This is a genomic window from Comamonas suwonensis (assembly GCF_012844455.2).
Taxonomy (GTDB): Bacteria; Pseudomonadota; Gammaproteobacteria; order Burkholderiales; family Burkholderiaceae_C; genus Comamonas; species Comamonas suwonensis.
In genome coordinates, this window is sequence record NZ_JABBCQ020000014.1 from 23,357 (window position 1) to 37,927 (window position 14,571).

General features: G+C 53.1%; 13 protein-coding genes and 1 tRNA gene. 9 read left to right on the top strand and 5 right to left on the bottom strand.

The window, feature by feature from the left end:
- Window positions 1-142: 142 nt before the first annotated feature.
- Window positions 143-1,348, bottom strand: a complete 1,206-nt coding sequence (locus tag HF327_RS15545) for a hypothetical protein (RefSeq protein ID WP_198461080.1) — start codon at window positions 1,346-1,348, stop codon at window positions 143-145.
- A 270-nt stretch (window positions 1,349-1,618) separates the two neighbouring features.
- On the bottom strand, window positions 1,619-2,287 hold the full coding sequence (locus HF327_RS15550) for a helix-turn-helix transcriptional regulator (protein ID WP_198461082.1): 669 nt from the start codon (window positions 2,285-2,287) through the stop codon (window positions 1,619-1,621).
- 115 nt (window positions 2,288-2,402) lie between these two features.
- Between HF327_RS15550 and HF327_RS15555 the strand changes: the two genes are divergently transcribed.
- The 6 genes from HF327_RS15555 (at window position 2,403) to HF327_RS15580 (ending at window position 8,808) form a co-directional block, all read left to right on the top strand.
- Window positions 2,403-3,359 (top strand): hypothetical protein, encoded by a 957-nt coding sequence (locus tag HF327_RS15555; protein ID WP_198461093.1) that lies wholly within the window; start codon window positions 2,403-2,405, stop codon window positions 3,357-3,359.
- 560 nt (window positions 3,360-3,919) lie between these two features.
- Window positions 3,920-5,317 carry a tyrosine-type recombinase/integrase gene (locus HF327_RS15560; RefSeq protein ID WP_198461095.1) on the top strand — a complete coding sequence of 466 codons (1,398 nt, stop codon included), beginning with the start codon at window positions 3,920-3,922 and terminating at the stop codon, window positions 5,315-5,317.
- Entirely contained in the window at window positions 5,314-6,120 is an 807-nt protein-coding gene (locus HF327_RS15565; RefSeq protein WP_198461097.1) for a hypothetical protein, read from the top strand. The genes HF327_RS15560 and HF327_RS15565 overlap by 4 nt, the downstream gene beginning before the upstream one ends.
- Window positions 6,121-6,363: 243 nt before the next feature.
- Window positions 6,364-6,873: a hypothetical protein gene (locus HF327_RS15570; protein WP_198461099.1), complete on the top strand. Its 510-nt coding sequence runs from the start codon at window positions 6,364-6,366 to the stop codon at window positions 6,871-6,873.
- 175 nt (window positions 6,874-7,048) lie between these two features.
- Window positions 7,049-7,774: a lysozyme inhibitor LprI family protein gene (locus tag HF327_RS22365; protein ID WP_198461101.1), complete on the top strand. Its 726-nt coding sequence runs from the start codon at window positions 7,049-7,051 to the stop codon at window positions 7,772-7,774.
- Between the two features lie 278 nt (window positions 7,775-8,052).
- Window positions 8,053-8,808, top strand: a complete 756-nt coding sequence (locus tag HF327_RS15580) for a uracil-DNA glycosylase family protein (RefSeq protein WP_198461103.1) — start codon at window positions 8,053-8,055, stop codon at window positions 8,806-8,808.
- Between the two features lie 596 nt (window positions 8,809-9,404).
- Here HF327_RS15580 and HF327_RS15585 read toward each other — a convergent pair.
- Window positions 9,405-9,794, bottom strand: coding sequence for a hypothetical protein (locus HF327_RS15585; RefSeq protein ID WP_198461105.1), 390 nt, complete (start codon window positions 9,792-9,794; stop codon window positions 9,405-9,407).
- A gap of 225 nt (window positions 9,795-10,019) precedes the next feature.
- Here HF327_RS15585 and HF327_RS15590 point away from each other — a divergent pair, with 225 nt between their 5' ends.
- Together HF327_RS15590 and HF327_RS15595 are read left to right on the top strand one after the other, a co-directional pair.
- On the top strand, window positions 10,020-10,418 hold the full coding sequence (locus HF327_RS15590; protein ID WP_198461107.1) for a plasmid mobilization protein: 399 nt from the start codon (window positions 10,020-10,022) through the stop codon (window positions 10,416-10,418).
- 11 nt (window positions 10,419-10,429) lie between these two features.
- Window positions 10,430-11,842 (top strand): relaxase family protein, encoded by a 1,413-nt coding sequence (locus HF327_RS15595; protein ID WP_198461108.1) that lies wholly within the window; start codon window positions 10,430-10,432, stop codon window positions 11,840-11,842.
- A gap of 505 nt (window positions 11,843-12,347) precedes the next feature.
- On the opposite strand, the gene HF327_RS15600 is transcribed toward HF327_RS15595, so the two are convergent.
- Both HF327_RS15600 and hrcA read right to left on the bottom strand, forming a co-directional pair.
- Window positions 12,348-12,427: transfer RNA gene (locus HF327_RS15600), tRNA-Ile, on the bottom strand.
- Between the two features lie 205 nt (window positions 12,428-12,632).
- Window positions 12,633-13,640 carry a heat-inducible transcriptional repressor HrcA gene (gene hrcA / locus HF327_RS15605; protein WP_198461109.1) on the bottom strand — a complete coding sequence of 336 codons (1,008 nt, stop codon included), beginning with the start codon at window positions 13,638-13,640 and terminating at the stop codon, window positions 12,633-12,635.
- 29 nt (window positions 13,641-13,669) lie between these two features.
- Between hrcA and HF327_RS15610 the strand changes: the two genes are divergently transcribed.
- Window positions 13,670-14,569: an NAD kinase gene (locus tag HF327_RS15610; protein ID WP_198461110.1), complete on the top strand. Its 900-nt coding sequence runs from the start codon at window positions 13,670-13,672 to the stop codon at window positions 14,567-14,569.
- Window positions 14,570-14,571 lie beyond the last annotated feature (2 nt).

The window sequence follows — 14,571 nt, forward strand, 5'->3', positions numbered from 1 at the left end:
AACGGCCATGGCGGCGTTTTCAGCAGCTTGGCTATACGAACGTAGCTTGACAGCAAAAAATCGCTCTTGAAACGAAAATGGCCAGACAGCGCATAGCGCCATCCGGCCATCAGCTCGGCAGTCGAAGACAGCAGATGCGCTGCTATTTCTTTTTCTCCATCACTTTGAGGAAGTGCCAGGCAGAGGACTTCTTCAACGTCTCCAGCAACGACGCCGCATACTCTTCAGCATTCCACCAGGGCGCAGCCATCCGGCCGAGGCGTGCTTCGTACTCGGCGACTTGGTTCATGACCTCGCTAGATTTTCCACATTGCATGCTGAGGTGGGCACGAGCCCCATGCATGCCGCGCAAACGCACGCTGTCGATGTAGCCGCAAAAGCCTGCGTCCCATTTCTGCGCTTTACTGTCCAGCACCAAGATGCGGTACTTACCAAACGGGGACGTAATCTCGGCCAGTTGCGCCAGATCGACAGGCTTGTCAAAGTTACGACGGCTCTCCAGTTGGATGCGATCCTTCACCTTTTTCACAGGCTCCAGCACAAGCTCCGCAATGTCTCTCAGGTGCTGGCGGCTAGGCTTCTCACCAACCATGCTCTTGTACTCGTCGCTCGCCACTTGATCATAGGCCGCGCCATGCTGCGGGGATTGCGTATCGCCCATGTAGATGGTCTGCACAAAGCCGTTGCGATCTGTCGTCACATAGACCTTCGCGCCAGACTTCGAGCCATCTAAGGTGATGATCAGATCGTTGATAGAGACGCCCAGCAGTTGCAGGCACACGTCAATGCGGCGGATCAGCATCGTGGAAGCAATTTCCTTCCAGCTCAAAGGAAACAGCTCCTTGAACATTTTGATAAGCGGTGAGCTATCTCCTCGCTCCATCTGGTTCGGGTTCAACACCAACTGCATGTTGGCGCCCTGGCCCCGGTTGTTGGGCACGATATGGAAACGGGCAATGGCACCGCTAGGCAGCTTTTGCACAAAGGCATGCTTGAAGAACGTCTTCTTGGTACTGCCCCTCCCGAGCTTACTGTGTTTCTGCAATTGCTGGGCACGCTCCAGCACCGCATCCATCTCAGGCTCCGAAATGAGCAGATCGAGGTACAGCTTGTCGATGGCCATCGCGGTAACACGAGGCGTAGCCTCCGAGACCGCACTCACATCGGTCGGCTTTTTCTTGAAAACTTTTGCTGGCTTCTGCTTGGTTGCGACAGAGGCATCTTGGATACCGACAGACTTGGAGCGGACTCCGCTATCAGCTTTGCTCTTACCACTGGTCTTACTCTTCTTCATGGTGGTAGTGGTACTACTGTTCTTATATACCGCTGTCTCTTGAGATTTGGTCATATCAAAATTCTTTGAAAATGCGCGCCGCGCTATACGTTCTGCATTTGATGCAAGTTTTGGCGCAGCGGCAGGCTGACGGGCAGAAGCAGCCATCCGACGTTGGCAGTTTTTAAGCAGCGGCAGCTGTCTGACGGCGACGAAAAGATGCCAAGCTCATGAAACACCGTAAATCACAGCGTTTCAGTCGCCTCGCTTCCGCTTCGCCGTTGTCACCACAAGCACCTCATCCGTCGTTGGCTATTTCCGGTTTGCTGCTGATAAATATCGGGATTAGGCGATGCCTGCAGGATTGCCTTGGTCGGTTTGCGGCACCCACTCGCTGCGGCGATAAGCATCGATCACGGACAAGGGCCAGAAGCTGCCGCGACCACGCTTAATGGGCAAAGGAAATTTCTGCGGGGTCGCATTCATCTTTGCGTACAGGCTGGCGCGAGACTCGCCGAGATACTTCGGAATGAAATTCATGCGTACATCGGGATCAAGCCCTGCAGCACGAGCCACGCCAATACGCTTCACTTCCTCTTCATAGGAATTAGTCGCCTTGGTCTTTTTACGAGCCACACCCGATTGCTTGGAAGTCGGAGTGATCGCTACAGACTGCACCTCACATTCAGTCTCTGCCGCCAAACTCTTGACTGGAATCAACACGCCCGTAAAGCGATTCCAGCAAGAACCCTTCGGCGACCATGCCATGACGATTCGATCCTTGAGCGCATTCGCTTTGTAGCCAGGAACAACACGCATCTGCGGCACCTTCAGTGGGATGCGAGCGTCATCGCAACACTCCACTTGTCCAACCCCGTAAAAACGTTTGCCTTCACACTGGAACTGCGCCCGACCCGACTTGCTATAGCCATGAAACGTGAATTCACTTTCACGCGGATTCACACCGTGAAGCGGCGCTGCGGGATGCACACCGTGAGTGATCTGATTGTCCATATATCAACCTCATAAATTGCGAGACAGATCGCTTGCAGAACGCAAGAACCCCTTGCGCAACTCATTTACAAATCTCATCTATCAGCATTTAATAGAGGAATGAAAAGAGGTTTTCATGCCAAAAAATATTGATGTAAAAAAGATGTCAATAACGTCAAATGACAAAAATTTAGAAGGAATGAAAAGAGGAATTTTTGATGCACCCATCACACGAGCCGGAGCTGTGTGGGAACTGTGCTTACCAATCTCTGTTCGGAAAATTCCAAATGCTCGTCAGCGTCTTATCGCAGCACTGGAAAGTTCAATACAAAGCCAACCAGCAAGACTGCGCTCCGATGCGGAATTGCAAGATGATCAAAAGAAGGCGTTGGAAAAAATCACAGCCCAACTTGCTGCGTTTATGGAAAGCGTCGGTTGTCCGGCCGACCGCCACATGTACGCGGCAATTTGGCTGCGGATGCTGCGCGAAGCAGGCTGTGCAGTTGATCATTCGGCCTACCAACGCCTTGGTGAATGGCGCTTGCAGCGCGAGGCTCAAGGTGCCGTGGTTTTTGTGAACACATCCGAAGAACTGGAACGCCTGAAGGTATCGCCGAAAGGCAACAAGCTAGCGGCGTACTCTGTAGAAGAGCTGTTGCTCGGTGCTATCAAGTCGAGTCGCCTGTGGCCTTACAACAAGAACTGGCAACTTCATATCGAACCCAGACTTGCTACAACCAGCAGTAACCTAACGGTCACGAAAAAAGCACCGTCGGCAAAGAAGCGTAATTCCCGCCCCAAGCGGAAAACGCTTGACGACTACAAGCAGGCATGTGGCGCTGGTGTAATAGAAAACTTACTGAAAACTCTTCATAAAGAGAGTAGGTCAGAACGCAATTTCGTCATCTCTCAAGGCGGGGACCACTTCATAACAGAGCTATCAGCATCAGATCTACTAGTCGAGCTCAGACGGCATCAACCTAGAGCACTTACAGGGGCAGACAGCACCCTGCGTAAGGCATTTGCAGCTTTTCTGAGCATGCCTCGGGGCCGTCCGCCAAAGAAAGTCCCTGTCCCCAAAAAGCATAGATGACTTCAACTTGACGAACATCTATTGATAGCTGGGGTGCTTGTTAACTTTTGACAGCATTTTCTGAGGTTGACCCACGCGTTTTATCTGCCTATTCAATGAATTAGCTAGCAATCGCCAACTTCATTTTTCATGGAAGCACCTGGGAGAAGCAGAAGAACTCATGAAAAAGTCCACACTACATTGTCCAACAACGTACAGCCACATCCAGCAAAACTCCGGAACCAAACCGGAACCAGGAATAAAATTAAAAAAGCCTGCTACTTTTTATGTAGCAGGCTTTTCAATACCAGTAACGGTTATCTGGTAGGGCGTGGCGGACTTGAACCGACGACCAAAGGATTATGAGTCCATTATTTTCAGGCTTTCGAGCCTCGCAAAATCAACAACATACAACCTAACTTGTTGATTTTCCTAGAAAACATGGTTCCAGCGAGTTCCGTTCGGTACCGCTGAATTCCGCCAAGGTGTAGCCTTGTTTGTAGCCTAGTAGCCTAGAGTTCGCTAAGATGGTGGTTCCTACACCCCACCTCTTTGAACCCTAGACACGAGGCGCAGACAGTATGACAGACAAGACCCCTACCCGGCTGGCCTTCAACAAGACCAACCTGGACGCGATCCCCTTCGCCCCGCAGGGCAAGCAAGTCACCTACTACGACACCAACAAGACCAATCTGGCCTTGCGCGTAGGTGCCACCAGCAAGACCTTCATCGTCTACACCCGCCCCAAGGGCAGCACCGCGCCTGTCCGCATCACCTTGGGCAAATATGGCGCCGTCGCTATCAAGCAGGCCGCCGACCTCGCCGCCAAGGAGCTTGCCAAGATTGCGGACGGTCGCAACCCCCTTGAAGAAAAGCAGCAGGCCAAGGCCGAACAGGAGCAAGCCAAGGCTACGGAAAAAGAGACGTTCAAGTGGATGATGGACACCTACAAGGACGAGCAAATCATTGCCCACAAAGGCGGCTCCCAAAGCACCTTGGACAACATTGCCACGGCGCTGGACTACTTCGGCGACAAGACCGTCATGACCCTCAAGAAGAACGAGGACGGCACTTGGTCTAACGACGTGGAGGTTCACCTGTCCTCATGGCATGACCGCCCCTTGCGCTCTATCACCCGGCAAGACGTGCTTGACCGCTTCGCCGTGTTTGACAAGGCGCGACCTGCCCGCAATCAAAAGGTGCTGGCGCCCATTGCACGGACACACCAACTGTCTTTCAAGTTCGCAAGCTCTGCCTACAACTTCATCATTGCGCGGAACGAACTGGACACCAAAGAGGACTTCCGCAATCCCTTTGACGCCATGTCCGCGCACAAGAAATGGAAGAAGACCAAGGCCCGCACCCGCTTCGTGGACTTCAACAGGGACGAATTCGGCAAGTGGTGGAAGGCCGTTGAAGAATACGACTTTGCGAAATCCCTTGTCTCCGATTACCTGCTTTTCTCACTGCTGCAAGCCAGCCGCTCCATTGATTCCGCGCCGCTGACATGGTCGCAAGTTGATTTGGAATTGAACCGCATCAACTACGGGAACACCAAGAACGGGGAAGATTACTTCTACCCCATGACCAAACGGATCAGGCAAATCATTGAGCGCCGAAAGGAGCTCAATAAAGACGGCGGACTCTATGTCTTTGACTACGACGAGAGCAAGACCGGCCATGTCCCCCAAGACTGCCAATATCACTTCAAGGTCATTGCCGCGAAGTCGGGCAAACTAATTTCCCACCACGATTTGCGCAGGACTTGGGCAACGGCAGCTTATTCGCTGGACATGGATGGGCGCATGATTGATTATCTTCTCAAGCACACAATCAACGACGTAAATTCGCACTACTTCATGCGCAACGAGCAAAAAATTCTCAAGGCGCTGCAAACCGTAGAGGACTTCTTTGAAGGCAAGGCAGTCAAGTCCCTCAAAGACGAAACCGAAGAATATCAACGTGAGGAAGTTGAATGACGCCCTCGGAAATTTTTTTCAAGCTCAAGAGCCTACCAGCCAGCACACCCATCACAGCCGAGCACATCATCGCCATTTTGGGTTCGCTGCAAGCGCCACAGACCGTTTCCGCGACAGCAGGCGCTTACAGCACTTGGGACAATGACAAGCTGATTGACACCGACACCCTTAGCGAATGGATAGGGGAAATTCCAAGTCGCCTGAAGAAGTGGCGGGTTGACGGCGTTGGCCCCAAATTCATTTCCAAGGCCAAGCATGTTGCCTATCGCGTGGGAGACGTCAGGGATTGGATCGCGTCAAGGACGGTTCAATCCACCACGCAGGCCGACAGCCTCAGCTTTGTATCAGCCTTTGACGGCTGCTTTGTTGAGCCAACCATTTACCACGACGATCAGCAGCCCTATTCCCTGTTTGACAGCATTGAGATTTTCAGCGGCAATCAGGAAACGGGCATCACGGGCTTTGAGGTATTCACCACGATAGATCCGACGGTCATCGCCTACCTGAAAGGCGACTACGCCACGCTGGACAAGGTGGCAGACCTCAATGCAGCCGCGTCATGGTTCACCAACGGCACCGCGCAGCATGGCACGCTGGCGCACGTCATCGCTAGGCACACCGCCGTAGACCTGCCCGAATGGCTGCCCACCCTGCTGGATCGTGGCCTGAACTTCTCAGCGACGGACAGCAACGGCAGGACGGCTCTTGACGGCGCAGACGACCACTTGAAGAACTACCTGACCAAGAGGGACATGATGTTGAGGTTTGCCGAGAAATTCCCGCCCAAGGCAAGCACAAGTTAAGAACAGGACCACCAGCAAGACCAAGAAAGCACCTAGGCGGGTGCTTTTTTATTCAACCCCACGCCAAACGTTAGGTGTCCACGTTTCATTGGGTCGTCATTTTTTGGCGGTCGGCAGACAATACACACACTACAGCGATCAAGGGGCAACGGCAAGGTTGCCCACAGGTCCAGCCGTGGACAACAAACGCAAGCGGTGTTATAGGCCGCATGCGAAAATAGAGAGCAAGAAAACGGGAGGAATATGACGAGCAGCAACAGCACAACGACCGATTGGCACATGTATTTCCACGGCGTTGATCGGGAAGACTTCCCCGACTACCCGGACGACCACTTCGGCCCCAAGGCTGGCTATGCGTATCAACACGACGCCACCAACGACGAATACCACAGCATCTTGAGCAACCCGGCGGCTGTCAGTCTGTTGGAACAGGTCAAGGCAGGCAAGACACTAGACCCCGCGAGGCTACTGCACTTCACTGACGCACACTTGCCCGTGCTGGCGGAACTGCTGCAACACAATTGGCTCGCCTCCAAGGACGACGACGCCAAGGAAGTCATGGCCTGTGTCGCCTACAGGCACCATGCTGACTTTGAGAACCCGTCCGTTGCGGCCCTCCTGTTGGCTCACCTCTATGGCATGGGCGCAACCGACGAAGACATCGTCTCGTTCATTGAGAACACAGACGAGATTGACGACGACACTAATTTCGTGAAGCTGCTGAACACGGCCAAACAGCAGATCATCCGCTGATCTCCCGCTTTCCAATGTGCAACGGCAAGGTTTTCTACAACGTCAGCCACGGACAACTGGCGCACGAGTGTTTGCAGCAGGAAACCACAATGGGGAAATTACACAATTTCGAATGCAGTTGCTGGTTTAGTATCTCAGTTCTTAATCCACTATGAAATGTAAAGGAGTCAATCCAGTGAAATATCTCGTTGCTATTTTTCTGACGTTACTTTTAACAGCCTGCGGCTCGAAAATCGAAGGCACGTATTCGAACAACATGACTGGAGTAGCGCAACAAAAAATAAGCTTTACTTTCAGGCAGGATGGAACGGCACGCATGGCCGTCGGAAGCACCGATATTCCCCTTGATTTGCCTTACGAAGTAAGAGGCAACAAGATCAAAGTGGCAGGACAAGAAGGCGACGTTATTTTGACCATTTTGGACAATGGCGATTTGATCATGGATGGCCTCCGGTTAACGAAAGAAACAGCTCAGGGGACAGCCGAGATTGCAACAGCAACAAAGCCAACCGCACAACCAGCCTCGGCTCTTGTAACCAATTCAGCGCCAACCCCGGTTGCACAAGAGGCGCAAGACTCAGCCCCAAAAACGTGGGCGCCTAGCTTTGATTGCGCGAAGGCATCAACTCTCACAGAGAAGGCGATTTGCACTGACGCCTTGCTTGGAAAATTGGATGGGGCACTAGCAGAAAACTACAAATATATGCTTGCTTCTGATATTGGTGATGGCGCACGAAAGAACCTAAAAGCGACACAAAAAGAGTGGATCATAGAGCGCAACAAATGCGCAAACAATCAATGCCTGACAGACATTTATCGGAAACGCATTGATGAAATATGCGAATACCCTGTTATTTCAGGGTTATTTCCAGTTTGCACAGCTTCCAACGAAATCAAATAGCATTTTTCCCTAAAAGCACATGCGCCCCTATCCGAACAGCCACACCGGCCACTCCTGCTAGCCACTAGTCAAAAAATTTATGACAGCTATATGGGACGTTACATGGGGTGAGGTTAAGTCAAGGGGAGTCACGGATACGGCGCCTACGGCAAGCACTCATGCTTGAAATTCCGAAGAAACACCCAATCGGAAGCAACTAAAACTCATGTGTATTCCGCGTTTTTTTGACAAGAGAAAATATATTGGGTTGAGTCAATCGAAAATCACACGGAGACGCAATGAGTTATGACATAGAAATTCAGAATCTTTATGCAAGATGGGAGATGCGTCTTGCAGAGCAAGAACCGGGAAAGATTCTTTCCAAAGACGGCATCATTGATCTTTCTACTTGGGGTCAATCGGGTGAGGGCGGGTTTCCTAAACTGAAGATTCTTTTTGTTTTACGTGAGGCCAATGTAAAAAAGCCCAATGGTAGTTGGGAAAATCCACCCAGGACGCTTAGAGGCGCCGCAGAAGATCGTAAACATAAAATATGGAATGGCAGTCTCACCTTTCACACGGTAGGTCGTTGGGCATATGGACTTAGCCACACAGATTCCATCAGCATGTGCCCCTATGAGCTTGCGCAAAAACACAGAAAATCCGCCCTTGCCTTATGTGCACATATGAACTTAAAAAAAACGGGCGGAAAAAGCAAATCGAAGCCGAAAGAAATCGAGGCAGCAACCGAGCGCTATAAGGAGTTTTTAATAGAGCAGATCAAAATAATAAATCCAGACGTCATCGTCTGCGGAGGGACATTCGGTTTAGTAAAGAAATATCTTTTCCCGAGCATGGAAAAAGAGAGCACTAGGATTCACAAAGCGGCTGGCAAGGTTTTTATCAACGCACATCACCCATCTTCTTATCGAAAAAAAACCAAGGTTATGTATGCCGACGTGGTGGAAAATTACTATCACTATAAGAACAAAGGCGAGCCCAAAAAACTTGTATTTCATGCTGAAACGATAAAGGAACTGGAGGCAGAATCATGAAAAACTTGATTATCATTGAAATTGGTGCCAGCGGTTCTTGACAAATGGAAAAGACCTGCTATCTATATTCTTGCTGAACAACAGCACAAGCGATTTTTTACGCGTCGGTTAAGTCTCTCGGTTCGGAAATCAGCTTGGCGAATGGCTGCAAAACATGCGCAGGTAAAAATAGTGGGGTGACGCCCATAACTGGAAAAGGTATAACGCAGCAGGTAGCAAACCATACTGGTAAATAGGTCAGAATGGACATTGGAGCAAAGCCATACGGATAGGCGCAATTGGGAAACCCGGCTCCAAGCAGTATCAAGACTGCGAATTCTCAAAGCGGAATATCTTGATTGAAGTCCGCCGAAGCATGTAGTGACACTACTAGCAGGAAAAGCCCCTAAGCAGACGATTTTTCTCGAACTGCTCAGGGATTTGCTTTTCTTCGCTTAGTAGTGAAGGAGCGAAGCGACAGAACGGATATGCGAAGAAAAGCAGAGATAAACCATCATCCGTACAGAATAGATAAAGAGTACAACAGCAAAGCTAATCCCGTAGGGAAGGATTTACGTTAGTAAATCAAAAATGGCAGCGGCAAAAAAATCACCGCGCTACGCTTGTTGCTCACCAAAGAAGTCGTCCAAGGCTTTCTTGAACTCAGGGTCAACCTGCTTTGCCTGCAATGGCGCATGAAAATCAATCTCCCCTGCGTGCGCCAATCCGAATTCAACGCACTTGCGCACAATCCAAGCGGCGGAGCGTGCGTGCTGCTGCGCCAGGCGCTGGATCTCGTCGCGGGACGCTGGGCTCATGTAGTGGCTGGTTTTGATTAGGTGCTTACTCATGGTTTTTTCTCCTGTTTCTCTTGAGCTTAAGAAATGAAAACAGGAACACAAGGGCCAGCCGATATCGGAAATCTTCCCACGTCTTCGCTGATTTGCAAGGCGCTGGCGCGGGCCGGTTTCAATGTCGGCGCACGTCTTCGCAGTCTTGAAACTCATGGCCCATTGATCGCTTTTTATCGCGTCTTCGCTTGTCTTCGCGGTTCATTCGGCAGCGTGATCGCTATCGAATTTCACCCGCAGCGTTGACAAGCCGTTTTGTTTTCGTAAGTTAAAAGCAGAGAAGCAAGGCCAATTGCTGACACCGGCTAAATGAATTTAGCCGCTGCGCAATCCCTTGTTAGGGCGCTGCCCTAAGACCCTGCAAGACGGAGAACAAAACGCATGACCGCACAACAAAAACAAAAACCCGGCCGCACCAACGACGAACACCGCTTCAAGCGCACTTTGCGCCTTGAGGTGCGTTTGTCCCCGATTGAATACGAAGCACTGGCCCAAGCGTGGGCCGCTTCGGGCTGCAACTCACTGGCCCGCCATGTCCGCGCCCGCTTGTTCGGCGCGGCTGATCCCGTGGCCGTGTTCTGGCAGCAGCAGCACCAGGACCAGCAGGAACGAATGCAGGTGCTGGCCGCGCTGTTCCGTATCGGTTCCAACGTGAACCAGATAGCCCGCCAATTGAACCGCTACGACCCCAAGAGCGCCGCCGCGCTGGCTGGACAGTTGCAGGAGGTCAAGGCAGAACTGGCCCGGATTGCCTTTAGCCAGCAGGAGCAGCAGTCATGATCCACGTCCGCATGCCCCACGGCAAGGGCGACGCCATGCAAGCAGCTCAATACCTGTTGAGCCAGCACGACCATGCAGGCAAGCCGCGCAGCGTTGCCCCTGACGTGCTGGACGGCGATCCCGTTATGGTTGCCACCATTGCGAACCAGACCCACAGGGCGCACAAATACGCCTGCGGCTGTTTGTCCTTCCGCGACGGCGAGCAGCCCACCGCCGCGCAGCAGAAGGAAATCATGCGCGACTTTGAACGAACCTTTCTGCCAGGTCTCCAGAAGGGCAGGCACTACGCGATCGCGTGGGTGGCCCATGAGGACAAGGGCAATCTTGAACTGAATTACCTGCTGGCGACCACCGAGTTGACCACGGGCAAGCAGTTGAACCCGTTTCCGCCCGGCGACGTGCAGCACGAATTTAACGACGCATGGGTCGCGAACACCAATCACGTCTTGGGCTATGCGCAGGTCGTGGCCGACCCGCTCAAGATTGCCCGCTCGCGCTTTGAAACCAAGGTGCTGCCGCTCAAGGACGCGGCCAGCGCCATTTGCCAGCAGGCCAGCAGTCACAAGCAGGTCAGGAACGAACTGCAAGCGCTGTTTGGCGCGGCCATTGTCGGCGGCGATCTCAACAGCCGCGCCGACGTGGTGGACATGCTGCAAAACCTCGGCACCGTCACCCGCACCGGGAAGGATTACCTGTCGTTCGTTCCGCACGGAGAACAGAAGGCCATTCGCTTGAAAGGCCCCATGTTCCACGAGGACGCCGACTATCAGCAGATCAGGGCCGACGCCGGCGGCAAAGCCGCAGCGCAGGAACTGACCGAAGACCAGTTCAGCAGGAACGGCGCGAAGCTGGAACGCCTCAAGCAGTCCCGCGCCGAGCACTTCCAGAAGCTCTATGCGCAGCCTTTGGGCAAAGCCCAGCAGCGCACCTATGGGCCGAAAAAAGCCCAGCAACACAAGCAGGTCAAGCCGCTGGCTTCACCTGAAAAAACCAAGGTAGCGGACGAAGCGCCGCAACCTTCACAACCAGTCATGAAACCACAGGAGGAACCCGTCATGCAAAACAAGAACGAAGCCCAGCCCAAGAAGCCAAGAGCGGCCCTATACAACCCCCAGACCAAGGCCGGCAGAGCGCATTCCAGCGCCTTGCTGAACTTGGGCAGAAGCGCCATGCCGTTGCAGGTGCCCGCGCTCGGCGCACTGGTCATTCAGGTTGCCATGCTCAATGCGCAGCTTACCGAACTGACCACAGCCTATGAGCGCATACCGTATGGCGACCCCCACTACGGCAAGAAGCGTATGGAGCTTTACGACCGCATGCGCTTGGTGCAATTGGCGCTGGAAGCCCTGACCCTTCAACTGAACGAAGCCAAGTTCAAGCTGGGCGACGAGGACGAGAAGAAGAACAAGCCAAAGGTGTGGTGAGTGTTCAGCGCAGAAAAAAGCCAGTCAAATGACTGGCTGATTTTCATTTATCTGTGGCCGTCACAAGCAGCTTCCACGCATGGGGCTTTTTGTCACAGTTCGCACACGGCGGGAGGGTGTCGCACTCTCGGTTGATCACGTCCTCGTAGCCACATGATTGGCACTTGTAAATTCCAGGACTTGACGGCCTCTGCCCAGGCTTTCGCTCCTTCTGATATTTTTCCGGGCTGTCGGTCTTCTTGACTGCCTTTGCATCTTCGTAGAACGCCATGAACTCTCCCTCAAGAGTGGGCAAGAGGACATCTCTTGCTGCGTCTCAACATGAGGGCGAATGCTTGGGCTTCAAGCCTGTTGCCAGTTGGGAGCGCGACACCGACGCAAGCCTTGGCCGTAGGCGACGGCTCGTCCGTCTTCTCAAATCGTGAGCGGCGGCGGCGCGGCGACAGCCAGGGGGCGTTGCAGGCGGAAAAAAAAAGCCACTGCAAAGAGTGGCTTCTAGGGTGTTTGGTGGGCCCCCTCGGAGTCGAACCGAGCACCAATCGATTATGAGTCGACTGCTCTAACCAAAGCATGAGCTAGGGGCCCAGGGGTGAAATTTACAACATTTGTAGCCTATTTGTAGCCTTTAAAAGAATTAAAGGCTACCAACGTCTCATAAGTTATTGATTTTCAATGATTTTCTATAGCGATAGCAACAGCTTATGAGTCCTCTGCTCTAACCAACTGAGCTAACGCCCCAACACTGACAACAGCCGTGGCTGCCACCAGAAAAACTCTGCCATTGTAGGGCCTAACGCTTGTGGCTCAGGGCATTGCTCACCAATTTGGATGTGATGTCGACAATCTGGATCATCTTGTCGTAGTGCATGCGCGTGGGGCCGATCACTCCCAGAGTGCCCACAACCTTGCCGTCCAGCTCATAGGGAGCACTCACCACGGAGAGATCTTCAAACGGGACGGTCTGGCTCTCGCCACCGATGTAAATTCGCACGCCATCAGCCTGATTGGAGAAATCCAGCAGGCGCAGAATCTGCGTTTTTTGCTCAAACAGATCAAAAGCGCGACGCAGATTGCCCATGTCGCTGGAGAAATCACTGACCGATAGCAGGTTACGCTCGCCGGCAATCACCACATCTTCCTGGTCATGGTTGCTCATCACTTCAGAGCCCACATTCACGGCGGCCTGCATGAGGCTGGCGACTTCGCCTTGCAGCTGCTCGACTTCGGTCTGCAGCCTTGTTCTGACCTCTTCCATGGTCAATCCGGCGTAATGGTGATTAAGGAAGTTCGAGGCTTCGATTAACTGCGAAGACTCGTAATCCACATCGGTAAAAATCACACGGTTCTGCACATCACCTTCGGGCGAGACGATGATGACCAAAAAACGCTGCTCCGACAGGCGCACAAATTCAATGTGCTTGAAGACGGAGCTGCGGCGCGGCACCATGACCACGCCCACAAACTGGGAGAGGTTGGACAGCAGATTGGCCGCATTGGCGATCACCTTTTGCGGCTGCTCATGGATCAGCCCTGGCGTGATGAGGTTGGAGCGGTCCACCGTCAGCATGGTGTCGACAAACAGTCGATACCCTCTGGCGGTAGGCACGCGGCCTGCGGAGGTATGCGGGCTGATGATCAACCCCATTTCTTCCAGATCGGCCATCACATTGCGGATGGTGGCAGGCGACAATTCAAGCCCGGATGCACGCGAAAGAGTGCGCGAGCCGACTGGTTGACCATCAGCGATATAACGCTCAATCAGCGCTTTCAGCAATAACTTGGCACGTTCGTCGAGCATGATTTCATTTTAATGATGTAATTTCCCAGATGACATCCACGTTCCGCCATATTGCCTTGATCGGCAAGTACCACACACCCGACGCAGGAGCCCCATCCGACGCTGCCAGCGAAGCTTTGCTGCGTATTGCGTCTTATGTGCGTAGTCTGGGTTGCGAGGTGATTCTGGATACCCAGTCCGCGATCTATGCAGGCCTGTCTGACTATCCCAGCATGGATGTGGACGGCCTGGGCAAGTATTGCGACCTGGGCTTGGTAGTCGGTGGCGATGGAACCATGCTGGGCGTCTGCCGCCATCTGGCTCGCTACGGCACGCCACTGGTGGGTATTAATCAAGGACGCCTGGGCTTTGTCACCGATATTGCGCTGGATGAGTTTGAAGCCTCTATCACGCCCATTCTGCAAGGCGAGTACGAGGAGGACGAACGTCCCCTGATGCACGCCCGCGTCATGCGCGATGGTCAATGTGTATTTGAAGCCCAGGCCATGAACGATGTGGTGGTCAACCGTGGCTCAACCTCTGGCATGGTGGAGCTGCGCATTGAGGTGGGCGGGCACTTTGTCTCCAACCAGCGCGCCGATGGTCTGATTGTGGCCACGCCCACCGGATCTACCGCCTATGCACTGTCTGCCGGCGGGCCCATGCTGCACCCCTCTATCCCCGCGTGGGTGATGGTGCCCATTGCGCCGCACAACCTCTCCAACCGCCCCATTGTTCTGCCCGATGCGCAGGAGATCACGATTGAAGTCGTCGGCGGACGCGGCGATGTCAGCGCGAACTTTGACATGCAATCTCTTGCATCGCTGCAGCACGGCGACCGCATTCTGGTCACCCGTGCCAATCACAGCGTGCACTTTCTGCATCCCAAGGGCTGGAATTATTTCTCCACCCTGCGCAAAAAACTGGGCTGGAATGAAGGGGGCTCCTGATC

What these genes read in the sequence shown, in the direction of transcription:
- HF327_RS15545 (WP_198461080.1), bottom strand. Translation starts at nt 1,348, where the DNA reads ATGACCAAATCTCAAGAGACAGCGGTATATAAGAACAGTAGTACCACT.
- HF327_RS15550 (WP_198461082.1), bottom strand. Translation starts at nt 2,287, where the DNA reads ATGGACAATCAGATCACTCACGGTGTGCATCCCGCAGCGCCGCTTCAC.
- HF327_RS15555 (WP_198461093.1), top strand. Translation starts at nt 2,403, where the DNA reads ATGCCAAAAAATATTGATGTAAAAAAGATGTCAATAACGTCAAATGAC.
- HF327_RS15560 (WP_198461095.1), top strand. Translation starts at nt 3,920, where the DNA reads ATGACAGACAAGACCCCTACCCGGCTGGCCTTCAACAAGACCAACCTG.
- HF327_RS15565 (WP_198461097.1), top strand. Translation starts at nt 5,314, where the DNA reads ATGACGCCCTCGGAAATTTTTTTCAAGCTCAAGAGCCTACCAGCCAGC.
- HF327_RS15570 (WP_198461099.1), top strand. Translation starts at nt 6,364, where the DNA reads ATGACGAGCAGCAACAGCACAACGACCGATTGGCACATGTATTTCCAC.
- HF327_RS15580 (WP_198461103.1), top strand. Translation starts at nt 8,053, where the DNA reads ATGAGTTATGACATAGAAATTCAGAATCTTTATGCAAGATGGGAGATG.
- HF327_RS15585 (WP_198461105.1), bottom strand. Translation starts at nt 9,794, where the DNA reads ATGAGTTTCAAGACTGCGAAGACGTGCGCCGACATTGAAACCGGCCCG.
- HF327_RS15590 (WP_198461107.1), top strand. Translation starts at nt 10,020, where the DNA reads ATGACCGCACAACAAAAACAAAAACCCGGCCGCACCAACGACGAACAC.
- HF327_RS15595 (WP_198461108.1), top strand. Translation starts at nt 10,430, where the DNA reads ATGCCCCACGGCAAGGGCGACGCCATGCAAGCAGCTCAATACCTGTTG.
- hrcA (WP_198461109.1), bottom strand. Translation starts at nt 13,640, where the DNA reads ATGCTCGACGAACGTGCCAAGTTATTGCTGAAAGCGCTGATTGAGCGT.
- HF327_RS15610 (WP_198461110.1), top strand. Translation starts at nt 13,670, where the DNA reads ATGACATCCACGTTCCGCCATATTGCCTTGATCGGCAAGTACCACACA.